At 73.4% G+C, this 16,830-nt stretch carries 14 protein-coding genes; 3 read left to right on the top strand and 11 right to left on the bottom strand.

Going from position 1 to position 16,830, the window contains the following annotated elements:
• Positions 1-33 precede the first annotated feature (33 nt).
• Positions 34-1,515: a sensor histidine kinase gene (locus ABD899_RS14910; RefSeq protein ID WP_345207414.1), complete on the top strand. Its 1,482-nt coding sequence runs from the start codon at positions 34-36 to the stop codon at positions 1,513-1,515.
• Here ABD899_RS14910 and ABD899_RS14905 read toward each other — a convergent pair.
• Positions 1,446-1,823, bottom strand: coding sequence for a response regulator transcription factor (locus ABD899_RS14905; RefSeq protein WP_345207412.1), 378 nt, complete (start codon positions 1,821-1,823; stop codon positions 1,446-1,448). The genes ABD899_RS14910 and ABD899_RS14905 overlap by 70 nt on opposite strands.
• Before the next feature lie 221 nt (positions 1,824-2,044).
• On the opposite strand from ABD899_RS14905, the gene ABD899_RS14900 reads away from it, so the two are divergent.
• Positions 2,045-2,551 carry a hypothetical protein gene (locus ABD899_RS14900; protein WP_345207410.1) on the top strand — a complete coding sequence of 169 codons (507 nt, stop codon included), beginning with the start codon at positions 2,045-2,047 and terminating at the stop codon, positions 2,549-2,551.
• 51 nt (positions 2,552-2,602) lie between these two features.
• Here the strand turns inward: ABD899_RS14900 and ABD899_RS14895 are convergent, their stop codons facing one another.
• From ABD899_RS14895 to ABD899_RS14860, 8 genes are all read right to left on the bottom strand, one after another.
• Complete coding sequence (locus ABD899_RS14895) at positions 2,603-3,262, bottom strand: response regulator transcription factor (protein ID WP_345207408.1); 660 nt, start codon at positions 3,260-3,262, stop codon at positions 2,603-2,605.
• Positions 3,259-4,842, bottom strand: coding sequence for a sensor histidine kinase (locus ABD899_RS14890; RefSeq protein WP_345207406.1), 1,584 nt, complete (start codon positions 4,840-4,842; stop codon positions 3,259-3,261). Before ABD899_RS14890 ends, ABD899_RS14895 begins: the two co-directional genes overlap by 4 nt.
• Positions 4,772-5,344, bottom strand: a complete 573-nt coding sequence (locus ABD899_RS14885; RefSeq protein ID WP_345207404.1) for a hypothetical protein — start codon at positions 5,342-5,344, stop codon at positions 4,772-4,774. The genes ABD899_RS14890 and ABD899_RS14885 overlap by 71 nt, the downstream gene beginning before the upstream one ends.
• Before the next feature lie 424 nt (positions 5,345-5,768).
• The gene (locus ABD899_RS14880) at positions 5,769-6,128 is read right to left on the bottom strand and encodes a nitroreductase/quinone reductase family protein (protein WP_345207402.1); all 360 of its coding nucleotides are present in this window, start codon (positions 6,126-6,128) and stop codon (positions 5,769-5,771) included.
• 9 nt (positions 6,129-6,137) lie between these two features.
• Positions 6,138-6,800, bottom strand: a complete 663-nt coding sequence (locus ABD899_RS14875) for a phosphatase PAP2 family protein (RefSeq protein WP_345207400.1) — start codon at positions 6,798-6,800, stop codon at positions 6,138-6,140.
• 29 nt (positions 6,801-6,829) lie between these two features.
• Complete coding sequence (locus tag ABD899_RS14870; RefSeq protein ID WP_345207398.1) at positions 6,830-8,224, bottom strand: diacylglycerol/lipid kinase family protein; 1,395 nt, start codon at positions 8,222-8,224, stop codon at positions 6,830-6,832.
• Positions 8,221-9,975 (bottom strand): SulP family inorganic anion transporter, encoded by a 1,755-nt coding sequence (locus ABD899_RS14865; protein WP_345207396.1) that lies wholly within the window; start codon positions 9,973-9,975, stop codon positions 8,221-8,223. Before ABD899_RS14865 ends, ABD899_RS14870 begins: the two co-directional genes overlap by 4 nt.
• Positions 9,976-10,060: 85 nt before the next feature.
• The gene (locus tag ABD899_RS14860) at positions 10,061-10,636 is read right to left on the bottom strand and encodes a dienelactone hydrolase family protein (RefSeq protein ID WP_345207394.1); all 576 of its coding nucleotides are present in this window, start codon (positions 10,634-10,636) and stop codon (positions 10,061-10,063) included.
• A 146-nt stretch (positions 10,637-10,782) separates the two neighbouring features.
• Between ABD899_RS14860 and ABD899_RS14855 the strand changes: the two genes are divergently transcribed.
• Positions 10,783-11,196: an META domain-containing protein gene (locus ABD899_RS14855; protein ID WP_345207392.1), complete on the top strand. Its 414-nt coding sequence runs from the start codon at positions 10,783-10,785 to the stop codon at positions 11,194-11,196.
• A 92-nt stretch (positions 11,197-11,288) separates the two neighbouring features.
• Here the strand turns inward: ABD899_RS14855 and ABD899_RS14850 are convergent, their stop codons facing one another.
• Positions 11,289-12,797, bottom strand: a complete 1,509-nt coding sequence (locus tag ABD899_RS14850; RefSeq protein WP_345207391.1) for a leucyl aminopeptidase family protein — start codon at positions 12,795-12,797, stop codon at positions 11,289-11,291.
• A gap of 226 nt (positions 12,798-13,023) precedes the next feature.
• Positions 13,024-16,443, bottom strand: coding sequence for a PPi-type phosphoenolpyruvate carboxykinase family protein (locus ABD899_RS14845; protein ID WP_345207389.1), 3,420 nt, complete (start codon positions 16,441-16,443; stop codon positions 13,024-13,026).
• Positions 16,444-16,830 lie beyond the last annotated feature (387 nt).

Below are 16,830 nucleotides of genomic sequence, written 5' to 3'. Positions count from 1 at the left end.
CGGTTCCGGCCGTCGGGCCGCTACCCTCACGGCATGCGGGACTTCGTCCGCACCCAGCGGCTGTTCGGCAACATGCGCCTGCGCATCCTTGCCGCGATGGCCGTGCTCCTGGCGTTCTCCTACGCCGTCTCCCTCGTCCTGCTGCGCAACGTGCTCGCAGAACGGCTCGACGTGGAGATCCGCACGGCCCTGACCCGCGAGCTCGAGGAGTTCCGCCTGCTCGCCGCGGGGACGGACCCGCTGACCGGCGAGCCGTTCGGTGACGACCTCGAGGCGGTCTTCGACCTCTACTACGCGCGTGAGGTCCCGGACGAGGGGGAGACCCTGCTGACGTTCATCGACCGCGAGCCGTACCGGACGGAGGCGGACTCGCAGGCCCTGCCGGTCGAGGGGCTCGCGGGCCCGATCGACTTCTGGCTCGACCAGACCGAGCCGCGGTCCGGGACCCTCGTGACACCGGACGGCGACATCAGCTACGTCGTGCTCCCCATCGCCGCCGCCGACCGGCACGGGCACTTCATCGCCGCGAACTTCCCTCGCGCCGAGCGGGAGGAGATCGACGACGCCGTGACGACGCAGGCGTTCATCCTCGCTGCGACCATCGTCGTCGCCACCCTCATCGGGTACGCCCTGGCGGGACGGGTGCTGCGGCCGTTGAGGCAGCTCGCGGACACCGCCCTGTCCATCACCGAGACCGGACTCACCCAGCGCATTCCCGTCCGGGGCCAGGACGAGGCATCGCAGATCGCGATGGCCTTCAACGACATGATCGGCAGGCTGGAGTCCGCGTTCGCCAACCAGCGTCGGTTCCTCGACGAGGCGAGCCACGAGCTGCGGGCCCCGCTCACGGTCATCCGCGGCCACCTCGAGCTGCTCGACCTCGAGGACGACCCGGACGAGCGGGCCGCCACGACGACGCTCATCACCGACGAGATCGACCGGATGAACCGCATGGTCGAGGACCTCCTCACCCTGGCCCGGGCCGAACGTCCCGACTTCCTCACCCTCGGGCCACTCGACCTCGAGGAGTGGACCCACGAGGTCTTCCGCAAGACGTCGGTGCTGTGCGCGCGGGGGTGGCAGCTGGAGGGGGCGGCGCGGGCGACGGTGCTCGCCGACGCGCAACGGCTCACCCAGGCCGTGACGCAGCTCGCCGAGAACGCGTGCCAGCACTCGCCCGGCGCTGCGACGGTGTGGATGGGGTCTGCCGTCGAGGGGCGTGTCGCGACCATCTGGCTGGAGGATGACGGGGCCGGCGTGGCCGCGGGTGACGAGGAGCGGATCTTCCAGCGCTTCGCCCGGGGTCGTGGAGGTCGCAGCTCGGGGCTCGGGCTGTCGATCGTCGCGGCGATCGCCGACGCGCACGGGGGGACCGCCCGGGTGGTCCCGGGCCGCGGGGGCCGCGGCGCCCGCTTCGAGGTGCGCTTCCCCGTCGACCTCGACCGTCAGCGGCCGGCGAGCGACCCCTCGACGGCGGAGACGAGGTCGGCGAGGGGGAACGGCTTGACGATGTAGCCGTGCACCCCCAGCGCGGTCGCCTCGACGCGGTCGCCCGGGTCGCTGCGAGACGTCACGACGACGACCGGAAGGGTCGACCCGGCCGACCGCAGCCGGCGGAGCACCTCCAACCCGTCCATGTCGGGCAGCCCGAGGTCGAGGAGGAGCACGCCGACGCCGCCCGTGGACACGCGCTCGAGGGCGGCGGCGCCGCGGTCGACGCACACGACGTCGTAGGCCTTCTTCCCGAGGGCCTTCGCCATGAAGGAGGCGATGAGGGGGTCGTCCTCGAGGATGAGCACGGTGCGGCCGCCCTCGGTGTCCATGCGTGCTCCTCTCCACGTCGCCCCCCAGCGTAGGACCGTGGGCCCGGCGTGGACCAGCACCGGCCGGGGGGCCGGACCCTCGTGGAAAGCAGTGCCGGCGCGTCGGGTGGCACGGCCCGGGTGAGAGAGCTGCCATCTTCACCTCATCGTCGTCCAATCCCGGGTCGCCAGCCTTGGGAGCAGAGTCGGAGACGAGCTCCGGCCCGAACGAGGAGCCGACCATGTCCCTGAGAACCCGTGCCTCCCTCATCGCCCTCGCCGCCCTCGGCTCGGTGCTCGTGTCAGCCCCGGCCGCGTCGGCCGAGGAGCGCACCTGTCGGGGGTCGATCGGAGCGACGACGCTCGACAACGTCCGTGTCCCGGCCGGCGCGACCTGCACGTTGACCGGAACCCTCGTCAAGGGCACGCTCAAGGTGGAGACCGGTGCGACGTTGTACGCCAGCCGGATCCGCGTCGTCGGCAACGTCCAGGCCGAGGGCCACCGGTACGTGCGGGTCCACGACTCGCGGGTCGGCGGCAGCATCCAGCTCACCCAGGGCGGTGCGCTCGACCTGCGCCGAGACGTCGTCACGGGCGACATCCAGCTGTTCACGAACACGAGCGGCGCGAAGTACCTCTACGGCAACCGGGTCGACGGCAACCTCCAGTGCAAGGAGAACCGCCCGGCGCCGGTGGGTTCCGGCAACATCGTCCAGGGAAACAAGGAGGACCAGTGCGCCCGGCTGTGACCTGACCCGGGGCGGGAGGGCGGCATCCATCCCTGCGGATGCCGCCCTTCCTCACGCCCGCAGCCGGTACCCCATCCCGCGCACGGTCTCGATGGCCTGCGCGCCCACCTTGCGCCGTAGGTAGCGGACGTACACGTCGACGACGTTCGACCCCGGGTCGAAGTCGTAACCCCAGACGTGGCTGAGCAGCTGCTCACGCGTCAGCACCTGTCCGGGGTGCCGGAGGAAGGTCTCGAGCAGGACGAACTCGCGCGCGCTGAGGTCGGTGGTGCGCCCGCCGGCCCGGACCCTTCGCGTCCGGAGGTCGAGGGACACGCCGCCGACGGTGAGCACGTTGGCGCCCGAGTCCCCGACCGGCCTGAGCCGCAGCCTGATCCGAGCCAGCAGCTCGCCGAAGCTGAACGGCTTCGGCATGTAGTCGTCGGCCCCGTTCTCCAGCCCGTTGATGGTGTCGGCAGCGGAGTCGCGGGCCGTGAGGATGATGATCGGCAGCGTGCTCCCCGACTCCCGCACCCGCCGCAGGACCTCGAAGCCGTCGACCTCGGGAAGGCCGATGTCGAGGACGAGCAGGTCGTAGTCGCCGGTCAGGGCCAGGGCGAGCGCGGAGCGCCCGTCGCCGGCGACCTCCGGCACGAGGCCGCTCGCCGCGAGTCCCTTCGCGACGAACGACGCGATGCGCGGCTCGTCCTCGGCGACGAGGATGCGGCTCACCCGTACACCTCCTCCCGATGCCGGTCGAGCAGGTCGGCAAGCGCACCATACTCCTCGTCCGTCGGAGGGGCCGTGTCGGCGTCCGGCAGGCGCGGCAGGTCGAGGAGGAAGAGGGCGCCACCCCCGGACGTCGCCGAGGCGACGTCGACCGTGCCGCCGTGCGCGGCCGCGATCGCCGCGACGATCGCCAGCCCGAGTCCGGTCCCGTCCCGCGTGCCCCGGCCCGACTCGAAGCGCTCGAAGATGCGCTGCCGGTCGGCCGGCGGAACGCCCGGGCCGGTGTCCCGCACGTACAGCCGCACGGTGTCGGGGAGGGCCGCGCACCCGAAGGCGATGGTGTCGTGCTCACCCGTGACCGCGACGGCGTTGTCCGCGAGCTGGAGCAGGGCCTGGGTCACGCGGTCCGGGTCGATCGACGCGGTGGCCGGCTCGAGGGGGTCGAGGGCCCACTGCCGGGGGGCCAGTGCGACCGCCTTCTCGAAGGTCGCGGTGACGACGGTGTCCACGCGGTGCGGCCCACGGCGCAGGAAGTCGGGTCGACGGGACTTGGCGAGCACGACGAGGTCCTCGACGAGCCGGGCCATCCGGTCGAGCTCGTCGATCGCGAGCGACCGGGTGGCCGTGACGTCGACGACGTCCGCCGGGTCCATGAGCTCGAGGTGGCCGCGGATGACGGTGATCGGCGTGCGCAGCTCGTGGCCGGCGTCGTCGAGCATGCGCCGCTGGCCGTCGAGCGCCTTCTCGAGCCGGTCGAGCATCCCGTCGACGGTGTGCGCGAGCTCGGCGACCTCGTCGTTCCCGGTGGCGCCGATGCGGCGTGAGACGTCGGTCTCGGTGATCGTCTCGGCGGTGCGCCGCAGCTCGTCGAGGGGCCGCAGGACGCGACGGGCGAGCGCGAGGGCCGCGGCGACGAGGGCGGCCCAGGCGAGGGCGGCCGCCGCGGCGTACGACGTGATCGTCTCGCTCAGCTCGGCCATCTCGAGGTCGACGAAGTACGCCGTGACGAAGTGGCTGCGCTCGCCGCCCTTGGTGAACGGCATGACGGCGTAGACGACCCGGCCGTCCCCCGGGGACTGGTACTCCCCGTAGGTCGGGGTGGTCGCGCTCGTCACCTGCGCACGGAAGGTGTCGTCGCCCTGGAGGCTCCCGCCCCCGTCGACCGGCACGATCGTCAGGCCGGGCAGGTACCCGAGCAGCGTCTCGTGCTCGTCGGGCACGTTCCGCTCCAGGGATGCCGTGATGACCGCCTCCGCGTCGGCGAACGCGCCTCCCGTGCGGGGGTCGGTGCCGGCCGTCGCGAGCTCGGTGAACTCGCCCACCTCCTGCGCGAGGGATCGTTCGACGCGGGCCTCGATGCGCTCGCGCTCCACGAGGAGCGCGGCCGTCCCGGCGCCGAGCAGCCCGAGGGCGGCGAGGAGTGCGACGCTGCCGACGAGCCGGGCCCGCACGGACGCCGTGAGATGGGTCCAGCGCAGGTGCCGCGGAACCCGGATCCGTCCCGGTCGCCGGTCAGTCGTCATCGCCGTCGTCGTCGGGTTCGTCGTCGTCCGGCCCGTCGTCGTCATCGCCGTCGTCGTCATCGCCGTCATCGGACGCCCCGTCGTCGGCCGGCCCGTCATCGGACGCCCCGTCGTCGGCCGGCCCGTCGTCGGCCGCCCCGTCGTCGTCGCCGCCGGACCCACCGGAACCGCCACCGGCAGGAGGAGTGCCGCCTCCCGTCGATCGGCCGCTGTCGTCGTCCTCTCCGCCGGTACTCCGAGCACCGTCGTCGTCACCGGTCCCGGTGGCGGTTCGGGGGACCGGGGTGGCGGCCGGCCTGACGACCTTGGTGCGGCTCGGCGTGGCAGCGGTGGCCGGGGTCGAGGTGGGTGACGGTGTGGTCGTGGCACTCGGCGGGGGCGTGGGGTCCTCCGTGGCATCGACACCGTCGGGGGACGTCGTCGACGACACCGTCGGTGCGGGGTCGAGGTCGAGTGACGCCCCGAGGTCCGGCCGGGCCCGGGCCGCGCCGGACAGGGCCGTCAGCGCGAGGACGACCACCACGGCCCCGACGACCCAGACGAGGGCAAGACGACGCGTCATGCACCCATCGTCTGCCCCGGGGCGGCCGACGTCTGCCTCTGGGCGATGAGAGTCCTCTCATGGGGGTCCGCGACGAACCACCGAAGGTGGGTGGTGACCGTCGCCCGGACGGCGGTCTTCACCCACCTTGCGGTGTGTCCCGCCGAGGAGGCCGCGGCGCAGGTGGCCCGTGAGCCGATCGCCCAAGGTGTCGGACCCTGGGGGCATTCGTCACGGTGACACCCCTCGGGGATGCCAGGGGCGCGCCGCCGAGCAGGCAGTGCGCCGCCCAACAGGCAGTGCGTCGCCCCAGGGTTCCTGTCCCCGCACGGTGGGCCACCGGGCCCGGAGTACTGCGTGTCTGGCGGTTCGCCCGATCGGCCGTCTGTCTGGCGGTTCGCCCGATCGGCCGTCTCACGGGGGCCGGCCGTTCAGGCGGGGAGGCTCAGCGGGGGGTCAGCACGACCATGGGCGAGCCGCGGACCCAGTCGTCGAGGGTGTACGCCTGCTCGGCGTACCACGGCTGCAGCCGCCACGCCACGGTGGCGACCCGGCGGCGCTCCTCGTCGTCGGTGACCTCGCGCACCCGCACGGGCACGTCGCGACGCGGCTCGCGCAGGTGAAGCACCGCGTCCGCGTCGCCGCGCAGGTTGGCGAGCCAGTGCCGCGGCCCGGGAGTCCCCGTCACGACGACCTCATCATCGACGACGACGTACCAGATCTCCACCCGGCGCAGCTCGCCCGTTCGCCGGCCGCGGGTGCTCAGGTCGCAGGTCCCGGTCTCCGGGATGCCGTCCCCGCCCATCGCGCCACCCTAGACGCGGACCTCGGCCCGGCCGATCCGGGCACCGACCCGTGAGACGAGCCGTCCGAGCAGGGCGCCGGTGACCACCCCGACGGCGACGTCGCCGGGGTAGTGCACCCCGGTGTGGACCCGCGAGAACGCCACGGTGCCGGCCGCGATCCGCAGCGGCACGCGCAGCGCCGGCACGACGTCACCGACCGACACCGCGAACGCAGCCGCCGAGGCGGAGTGCCCCGACGGGAACGACGTCGAGGTCGGCATCTCGACCCACCGCGGCCGGGGGACCTCGTGCAGCACCCGGTCGGGCCGTGACCGCCCCCCGAGCTGCTTCATCGGCTGGTTGACGACCAGGGATGCCGCGCCGATGGCGGCGACGCCCGTGAGTGCAGCCCGGCGCCCGGTCGGACCCCCGGCCACGGCGAGCAGGGCGGCGACCGCGAACCAGGGCTTGCTGAAGTTCGCGAGGTCCGACAGGCGCCGCAGCGGCTCGTCGAGGGCCGGGGTGTGCGTGCGTGCCACGGCGCGGTAGACGAGCCGGTCGTAGTGCCCGAGCCGGCGCAGCACCGGGGCGAGGCGCACGGCGACGGGGTGCTCGGTGGCCGACAGCCCCGCGAGGCGCTCCGCGAGCCGCTCCTCCGCGGGCGCCACCGACCCGTCCGGTGCGGCCGGCATCCCCGGCTCGCCCGTCGGCCCGCCCGTGCTCACCGGTCCACCGGTCGCCCGAGAGCGGTGTGCCACAGGGCCGCCAGGGTCGGCGCCGACGCGACGTGCACGGCCGGCGCGACCTTCCCCCGGGCGAGTGCCGCACGAGGCAGGCGCACCGTGAGGGCGCCGGGACGGATCGTGAAGCGCACCGGCGCGTCCATCGTGAGCGCCTCGCCGTCGACACCGACCTCGACCGGGCCGGACGACTCCACCTCGAAGGCCGTCGTCGTCCACTCGTGCCAGCCGGGGAAGCGACGCACCTGGCCGGCGGCCTCGAGCGCGGCGAACCGCTGCGCGTCGGCGGCGCCCTCGATGAGCACCGAGACCACCCCGAGCACGCCGCGGTCGAGGTCGGGCCGCAGGGCGGCGCCCCGCAGGTGCGAGAGCTGGTAGGGGTTGTTGGACACGAGGACGAGCTGGGCCGTCGTCGCCCGGTCCCCGGTCGGCAGGAGGAAGCCGAGGTCGAGCGGGGTGACCCCCGGCCCGAGGAGGTCGGGCAGCATCGCGGCGGTCGTGCGCAGCTTCGCGTCGCGGTACTCGTCGGACTGCACGACCCGCGCGTAGACGCCCATCGACGCGTTGTTGACGAACACCCGCCCGTTGACCTCGGCGAGGTCGATGACGGTGTCGACGCCGTCGGTGAACGCGTCGAGGGCGCCCACGACGTCGGCGCGGTCGAGGCCGAGGTCGAGCGCGAAGTGGTTGCGCGTGCCCGCCGGGATGACGACGAGCGGGATGCCGGCCCGGCTCGCCACCGACGCGACGAGGGCCTGCGACCCGTCGCCCCCAGCCATGCCGATGACGTCGGCCCCGCGTCGGACGGCATCCTCGGCGAGGGCGAGGAGGTCGGACCCCGGCACGAGGACGATCGGCTCGATGCCGCGCTCGCGGCACAGGGCCTCGAGGCCGAACCGCTCGACCTTGCCGCCGCCCGACCACGGGTTCATGATGAGCACCCCATGCCGGGCCGCCGGCGCCACCTCGCTGCCGGCCCGGGCCGCGGGGTCGTGCCGTGCCGGCCGGAGGGCCAGGCGCGCCGCGGCCGCCGACAGGCTCGCGAGGGCGACGCCGACGATGAGCACCCAGATGCTGTGGCTGCGCAGGAGGGCGAGCGCGAGGGCGACGAGGGCCGCCACGACGACGACGGCGGCCACGATGCGGGCCGTCCCCCGGCGCGAGACGGCGAACCACGCCGCGACGACGGCCACCGAGAGCGCGAGCACGGACAGGATCAGCACGTCGAGCCGGTTCAGGGTGACGGCGGCGAGGTAGGCCAGGCCTGCGGCGAGGGCGAGGAAGGCGAGCCAGGCGGCGACCCGTTGCTCGCGCGTGGGGAGGGGCCCGTCGGGTGCCCGACCAGCCGGGGCCGTGGTGGGTTCGTGGGCACTCATGGGGTCTCCTTCGTCGGTCGCCAGGTCTCGCCGGTCTGCGCGGCGTAGGCGGCGACCGCCTCGTCGATGGTCGGGTAGAAGTGGGTCGGGTCGATGGTGCGCTCGAGCTCGTAGCGCGTGAGCTTGGCGCGCACCGGGTCCTTGACCTCGGCGAAGGCCAGCGAGACCCCCCGGGCGTTGAGCCACTCGTCGAGCTCGACGAGCATGTCGGCCGCCGTCGTGTCGACGTCGGTCATCGGCTCGGCCGCGACGAGCACCCACCGCAGGTCCGGCTGCTCCTCGACCATCGCGCGTACGGCATCCCCGAACATCCGCGAGTTCGCGAAGATGAGCGGGGCGTCGAAGCGGAACACGACGAGGCCGGGCATGAGCTCGGCGTGCGGGTACTGGTCGGTGTCGTGCAGGCCGTCCAGCCCGTCGACCCGGCCCAGTTCGGCCTGGTGGGGCCACCACACCCGGCGGAAGACGTTGAGGATCGACAGCGCGATCGCGAGGAGGATGCCGGGCAGCACGCCGAGCAGCGCGACGCCGAGCAGCGCGATGATCGAGAGGGTGAACTCGGTGCGCCGCTGGTGCCAGAGCCGGCGCGTCGCCGGCAGGTCGGCGAGGGAGAGCGCAGCGGCGATGACGATCGCGCCGAGCACCGGTTGGGGCACGTACTCCATCGCGCCGGTCGCGAACACGAGGACGACGGTGATGACGACCGCACCGACGACCCCCGTCACCTGGGACCTCGACCCGGCCTGGTCGGCCACCGCCGTGCGGGACCCGCTCGTGCTCACCGGGAAGCCCTGGAAGAGCCCGGCGAGCACGTTCGCCGCGCCGATGCCGATCATCTCCTGGTCGCCGCGCACCCGGTCGCCCCGGCGGGCGGCGAACGACGACGCCGTCGACATCGTGTCGGCGAGGGCGACGACGGCGATCGCGACCGCGCCGAGGAGCAGCGCGGGCAGGTCGCCCCACGGCACGGTCGGCACGGTGAGCGGCGGGAAGCCCTGCGGGATGACGCCGATCGTGTCGACCCCGCGCTCGGTGAGGTCGAGGAGGTTGACGGTGAGCGAGGCGATGACGACGACGACGAGGACCGCCGGCAGCTTGGGCACGACGCGCGAGAGCACGAGGATGCCGGCGAGCGAGGCCACGCCGAGCAGCGCCGCGGTCGGGTTGGTCGCCCCGTCGGCGACCCCCTCGACGAACGCGCGGGCCTCGGCGATGAGGCCGTCGGCGTCGACCGAGAAGCCGAGCAGCTTCGGCAGCTGGCCGACGATGATCGTCAGGGCGAGCCCGTTCATGTACCCGATCTGGGTCGGCTTCGAGAGCAGGTCGGCGACGAACCCGAAGTGCGCGGTGCCGGCGAGCACCATGACGAGCCCGACGAGGAGGCTGAGCACCGACGCGTACGCGATGGCCCGTTCCGGGTCGCCCCCCGCGAGCACGAGGGGGGTGATCGTCGCCGCGATCATCGGGCCGAGCGAGGAGTCGGGTCCCAGGACGAGCACCCTCGACGGGCCGAAGACCGCGTAGCCGAGGAGGCAGAGGATCGAGGTGTACAGGCCCGTGACGGCCGGCAGCCCGGCGAGCTCGGCGTACGCCATGCCCTGCGGCACGAGGAGGGCCGACAGCACGAGGCCGGCGACGACGTCCTTGCCGAGCCAGCGCCGGTCGTACGACCTCACCGTCGCCAGGCCGGGGACGTACTCGGCGAGGGCGCCGGTCGGGTGCGCCTCCTGCGGCGACGTGGGTGCGGCCATGCTTCCGATGGTGGTGGCTCGGCCCTGCCTGCCCCATCACCCCGGGCGGGTGAAGGGGGGTGGCCTCGGCTCAGGGCGGAGGCGGTCAGACCCTCGCGAGGAGGGCGAGCACCCGCTCGAGGACCTGCGCGGTGGCGGCCGCGTCGTGGGACGGCAGGGAGGAGTCGGTGAACAGGTGCACGTCACCGGGGTAGACGAACAGCTCGCCGTCGTCGGCCCCGGCGACGAGCTCGTGGGCGGCCTCGATGTCGCCCTCGAGCCCGAAGAAGGGGTCGTGCTCCATGCCGTGCACCTGCACCGGGACGCCGGCCGGCCAGCCGCCACCGAACGCCGAGGGTGGCGCGCACGCCTCGAGCAGCACGGCGCCGCGGGCGCCGGGCCGGGTCTGGGCGAGCCGCTGCGCCGGCATGACGCCGAGCGAGACGCCCGCGAGGACGAGGCCGTCGGGCAGGTCGGCGACGACCTCGTCGGCCCAGGCGTGGAGGGCCCCCTCGCCGCGGCCCCGGACCGCCGCGAAGCCCTCGTCGATGCTCGGGAAGGTCGCCCCTCCGAAGAAGTCGGGGGTGTGCACGGTGTGCCCGCCGGCCCGCATCGCGTCGGCGAGCCGCCGCACGCCCTCGGTGAGGCCCTGCACGTGGTGGAACAGCACGACGTCAGCCAACTCGTCCTCCAGTCATCGCAACTCGTCCTCCAGTCATCGCAACGCCCGGATCCTTCCACGCCCCGCCGACACCCGGGGTTCCGGCCGACGCGGAGCGGCCCGAACCGGGGCGGCACTAGGGTGAGGCGCACCGACGAGGAGGCCCCATGACGCAGCGCCCGACGACCCGCACCATCGCCCTGCTCGCCGTCCTCGGCGCCGGCCTCGCCCTCGGGGCGTGCTCGAGCGCAACCGCCGACCTCGCGGGCAAGACCTACGCCTCGACCGAGGCCCGCGGGCACGACATCGTCGAGGGCAGCACGATCACGCTCCAGTTCGAGGAGGGGCGGATCTCGGCTCAGGGCGGGTGCAACACGCTGAACGGGGCGGCGACGTGGGACGGCGACACGCTCGAGGTCGAGGGCCCGATGGCCTCGACGCTCATGGCCTGCGACGAGGCCCTCATGGCCCAGGACGAGTGGCTGTCGACGTTCCTCACCTCCTCACCGGCCCTCGACGTCGACGGCGACACCCTCACCCTCGGGGACGACACGACGGGCCTGACGCTCACCGAGCAGTAGGCACCGGCTGTCGCCCCTCGCCCCGGGGGTCACCGGTCGCCCCGCTCCCCGCGGGCCGCTCGTCGCCGGTCGCCGGTCGCCGGTCGCTCAGGTCACGAGCCCTTGCCGGTGACGGTGAACGAGGTGGCGAGCTCGACGAGCAGCCGGGAGGCGAAGCCGGTCGGGCCCTTCTGCACCCAGCGCCGTGAGGACTCCGCCTGGGCGGTCCCGGCGATGTCGAGGTGCGCCCACGGCGTGCCGGCGACGAACTCCTCGAGGAACAGGCCGGCGGTGATCGACCCGGCGTTGGGCCCGCCGAGGTTGGTCATGTCCGCGACCGTCGAGTCGAGCTGGGAGCGGTAGGCCCGCACGAGCGGCAGCTCCCAGACCGGCTCGTCGGTGCGCTCGCCCGCGGCGCGCACCTGGGCGACGACCGCCGCGTCGTTGCCCATGACTCCTGCGACCTCGGTGCCGAAGGTGCGCAGGCAGGCTCCGGTGAGCGTCGCCACGTCGACGATGACGTCGGCGCCGTCCTCGACGGAGAGCGAGAGCCCGTCCATCATGACGAGGCGGCCCTCGGCATCCGTGTTCATCACCTCGACGGTCTTGCCGTTGCGCGCGGTGAGCACGTCGCCGAGCTGCATCGCGGACCCGGAGGGCATGTTGTCGGTGCACATGAGGTACGCCGTGACGCGGGCCCGGCAACCGACCTCGCGCAGGGCGGTCATCGCCGCGAGGATCGCGGCCGCCCCCGACATGTCGTTCTTCATCTGCGAGTGCGACGCGTCGCTCGGCTTGAGGTTGATGCCGCCCGAGTCGTACATGATGCCCTTGCCGACGAGCGCCAGGTGTCCGCTCGGCTCCCCTTCGGGCGTGTAGCGCATCCGGACCATCCTCGGCGGCTGGGTGCTGCCGCGGTTGACGCCGAGCAGCCCTCCGCAGCCCATCTCGGTCAGCTGCTCCTTGTCGAACACCTCGACCTCGAGGCCCGCGTCGGGTCCGAGCTCGACGGCGAGGTCGGCCATGGCGGTGGCCGTGAGCATGCCGGCCGGGCAGGTGGCGAGGTCCCGGCCGAGCATGCCCACCCGGGCCATGAGCCGCCCTCGCGCGGCACCCTCCTCGACCGCGGCCCGCTCACCCTCGGGGGCGACGAGGGTCAGGGACGCGACGTCGACGGTCTCCGGCTCGGTGCTGCGCAGGCTGAACCGGTACCGGGCGAGGAGCACGCCCTCGACGATCGCCGCCGCCGACTCTGCCGTCGTCATCCCCTCCGAGCGGGGCACGCGGGTCGCGAGGTGGGCGTCGTAGGGCACCGCGGTGGCGAACGCCGCCGCGGCGTCGCGCACCGTCGCGGTCGTCAGGTCGGCGAGCTCGCCGACGCCCACCGCGACGAGGACGGGGGTGCCCGAGGCCGGGAACGCCAGGGCCGAGCCGACGACCGGGCGGAACCCGGCACGGGCCAGCCCGTCGCGGTCGACGCCGAGCACCTCGGGCACGTCGCCGGTGGCGGTGACGGGGACGCTCACCGCCTCGGCTCCCTCGAGCGGGTCGTCGAGGTCGACGACCCGCACCTCCACGGGGTGGCGCAGGGACGGGGCGACGTCGAGCACGTGGGTCGTCATGGACGAGCCTCCAAGCGGCGGGCCGCACCGGGCGTGGACGCGGCGGGGACGGTGTGCCGCCGACGGTAGCGGGGTGAGGGGCGGTCCCGGCAGGGGTTCGACAATCAGTCACCCGCCGGGGGTGGGCTCGGGAGCCCGAGCGCCGGGTCTCCACGCCGAGTACCCGATGCCACCGAGGAGCGCGTCTCCCGCGAGCATCCACACGATGGGCGGGACACGTACGGGCCTACAGCGGAGTGCTGCCCGCCGTTCCGACGAGCTGCTCGCGGAACTGCGGGGCGGCGAGCCGCTCCGCCTCGACCCGGGCCGCCTCGACCCGCGCGGCCATGCCGAGCCGGGCGGAGGGCTCCTCGTTGCCCGGCGTCGAGACGAACTTCTCGATCGCGGCGAGCCCGGCATCCGCCCGGGCGCTCGCGGCGGCCTGCTTGGCGTCGAGGCGCGCGGCGTACCAGTCGGCGGCGAGCACGGCGTCGCGGGTGAACAGGACCCGGAACTCGGGGGAGTCCAGGCTCCAGCCCTCGGTCGTGACCCCGTCGGCCATGATCTCGAGGAGGGCGCGCAGCGGCGGGATCGCGAGCTCGACGGTGCCGTCCTTGAAGTACGCCCGGGCCACCCGCTCGTGGGTCGCGGCGATCGTGGCGATCGACTCGGCGAAGACGCCGACGTCCTGCAGCTCGGGGCGCAGCATCTCCGGGGTGAAGACGACGTCGGGGTGCAGGAAGATCCGGCCGAAGTACTTCGTCGCCATCTTCTCTGTCATCCGGTACCCGAGCCTGCTGGCCGCGACCCGGCGGCCGTCGTGGTCGAAGTCGTCGAGCTTCTCGAGGGCACCCTCGGCGAGCAGGTTGCGGGCGTCGCGCTCCTCCGGCGTCATCCGCGAGAACAGCTCGGGGACGAGGAGCGAGAAGTCGTGGTCGACGCGCACGTGCGGGCCGACGTAGCCGGCCGCGGACAGCCACCCGTCGTGCCCGGTGAGCACGTAGGACAGGAGGGAGGCGTTGAGGTCGATGATCGCGGGCATCGCGTTGAACGGGCCCTTGGTGAGGGCGCCCTCGGACCCCGCACCCGTCGTCGAGGGCGACTTGCCCGTCATCGACGAGATGAACTCCATGAACAGCTCGGGTGGCTCCATGTAGTGCAGGGGTCCGTACGAGCACAGGGCCGGCACCGACCCCTCGGGCGGGTTGTTGCGCCGGCCGGCGGCGACGACGTCGACGGGGCGCGGCAACGGTGCGGCGGCCGGCATCCGACGGGCGAGCCGTTCGGAGAGCTCGGCGACCGCCGTCGCCGCGGCGTCGGTGCGGTCGGGGCGCCGCTGGAGGTAGCGGGGGTTCTTCGTCGGCGCACCGTCGACGATCCGCGGGTTGGCCGAGCTGACGACGTAGTCCGGCCCCTCGCCCTCGGGGGTGTCGGCGAACCTGCTGAGCAGCTGAGCCATCGGGTCGCTGAACGCGGTGAAGGTGACGGCGTCGTCACGCATCGCGACGGCATCCGCGCGGGTGAGCGGCTCGAAGTTGGACAGGAACGTGCCGGGGGTGGCGATGTCGCGTTCGGCCTGGGTGTCGTAGCCGCGGTGGATGGCGTCGTCGGGGCGCTGGAAGAGGAGGTTCTCGCAGTTCTCGACGAGCTTGTACGAGCGCGCCGGGTCGAGCCCGAGCTGGCTGCCGGGGACGACGGTCGAGGCGGTGATGTCGTCCTGGGTCTGCACCTTGACGGCCGGGGAGAAGTCGTGGCGCAGGCTGAACAGGCGCCACGACCCGTCGACGTTGTAGCCGACGCGCAGCATCGACAGGGTCACCTTGGCACCGTCGAGCCGCAGCGAGTTGCCCTGCCGGCCGTCGATCTCGACGACGCTGAAGTGGCTGCGCCAGTCGTCGCCCCACTCCGGGCGGTAGGAGCGCTTGACGACGTAGACGAGCTCCTTGACGTACGGGGGGATGCGCGTGAGCCAGGCGTTGTAGTCGGCGGTGAACTCCGAGCGCGACGGCGTGAGCAGCTTGATGACCGACCCGACCGAGCGGTCGGGGGACAGGATCGGCCGCAGGTCCGTGCCGTGCCGCGCCGGGTCGAGGAAGCGGCGGGAGAAGTCCCGGTCGAGGATGGCGGTGACGGCATCCATGTCGGTGTCGAAGTCCGCGACGAACGCCGAGCCGAAGATGAAGGCGTCGGTGATCGCCTTGGAGATCTCCGACTTACCGCCCCCCGACACGGTCGCAGGCTTGTGGCAGGAGGTCGCCGTGGGCACGGTGCCGATGAGGCTCCAGGAGGAGCGGTCGTGGGGCTGCTGGGCGACCCGGACGCGGTAGCCGTTCGGGCTGAGGTAGACCTTGTCGGCACGCAGCGGGATCGAGCGGCGGTCGCTTCCGCTGGCGCCGCGGTCTTCGCCGCCGCCGCCGGCGCCGTCGGACCAGGACACGGTCATCGTGCGCAGCGAGTACGACGGGTTGGCCGGGACGAGGACGATGTGCGGCTGCTCGAGGTCGAGGGCGTGCCCCTCGGGCTGGGGCGCGAACCGCTGCGGGTCACGGGCGAGGACGTCGGCGAGGCTGTAGTCGTCCCCGGCCGAGGTCTCGGCGTACTCCTGGCCGAGGTTGTAGCTGGCGAAGACGAGGGCGCCGCCCGAGTGCTCCTCCTCGGCGTTGCCGAACAGGTTGGCGGAGTGAGAGATCTGGGTCTTGACCTCCTTCTTGCAGTAGCCGAAGTAGGTGTCGGCGATGACGGTGACGATGACGCCACGGGTGTCGCGTGCGCAGATCTTGAAGGCCCGCCCGCCGTTGTAGAGCTCGTCCTCCTGCTCCCAGCACATGCCGTCGCGCTGCTGGCGGTCGGTCGCCTCGCCGACGTGGGGGAGCCCGAGCTCCTTCTTGGTGACGCGGGTGAGGTGGGGGGCGAGGACGACGCACCCGGTGTGGCCGGTCCACGTCTCGGGGGCGAGCGACGCGTCGTTCTCGGGGAGGTAGGGGTCGCCGCCGTTGCCGAAGATGCCCTCGACGAAGTCGAGGTTGGCGACGGTTCCGCCGGGCACGATGAACCGGGTCTCCATGCGCTTCTCGCGCACCGACCCCGGGACCTCGGGGGACACGAGCGGGCGCAGGTGGAGCGAGACGAAGCACGCGGCCGGCGTCGGCTGGTTCGCCGAGTACGGCAGCACCATGTCGACCTCCGGCGGCTCGAAGGCGCGGGCGAGCAGCCGTGCGAAGACCGCCTTGGGAACGGCGATCTTGTCGTCGGGGATGGGGAGCCCGCCCTCGGCGATGTGGAACACCCCGGCGGTCGTGCGCCGGTCGTTGGCCGGGTTGTGCAGCACGCCGTTGGCGAGCCGGTAGCTGCTGAGCCGCGGGGAGGTGAAGCGGTCGCCGTCGAAGGGCAGGGACAGCTCGCGGGCCAACCCCGGCTCGTCGAGCACGAGGGTGCGCCGCGGCAGCTGGGGGCACTCGCCGGTGTCGGCGAGGTAGTCGTCGAGGAAGGCCTGGATCCGCCCGTCGGCCGCGCACAGGCGGTCGGACAGCCGGCGGCTCAGCTCGCGCTGGCGGGCCAGGATGGGGCGGGCCAGGCGGGCCGACTCGGTCTCCTCGAACCCCTCGGGGAGGGAAAGGCCGAGCTGGGCGAGGCGGAGGTTGATCGCTGCGTTCTGGGTGTGGGCCACGTCGTGATTCTCCGCCCTCGGGTCGGACCACGCCAGACAACCGGCGGGTCCGTGTCGCCGGGCGTGCCGGATGCCGTGCCCGGGCTGGCGTGGTCCGGCTGCGGATGCCGGGGGGTGGGGAGCGTGTAACCCCCGGATACCGTGCCCGGCCTGGCGTGGTCCGGCTCGCGGCGGTGCGGGCCGGGTGCCGTCAGCGGGATGCCCGGAGGCCGGTGGGTGGGCACGGCACGGCTGCTGCCCGCCAGATCGCCTGTGGACGGTGTCTTGCTGATCGTACATGTGTTCGGTTATGATGGGGTATGTCGACCAGCCCGCTCCGCGAACGGATCGCCGCCCTGCGCGCGCAGGCCACCGAGCTCGGCCACGACCTGGCCGCGCAGGCGTGCG

The organism is Fodinibacter luteus, from assembly GCF_039541575.1.
Lineage (GTDB): Bacteria > Actinomycetota > Actinomycetes > Actinomycetales > Dermatophilaceae > Fodinibacter > Fodinibacter luteus.
This window is presented reverse-complemented; position numbering and strand designations above follow the sequence as displayed.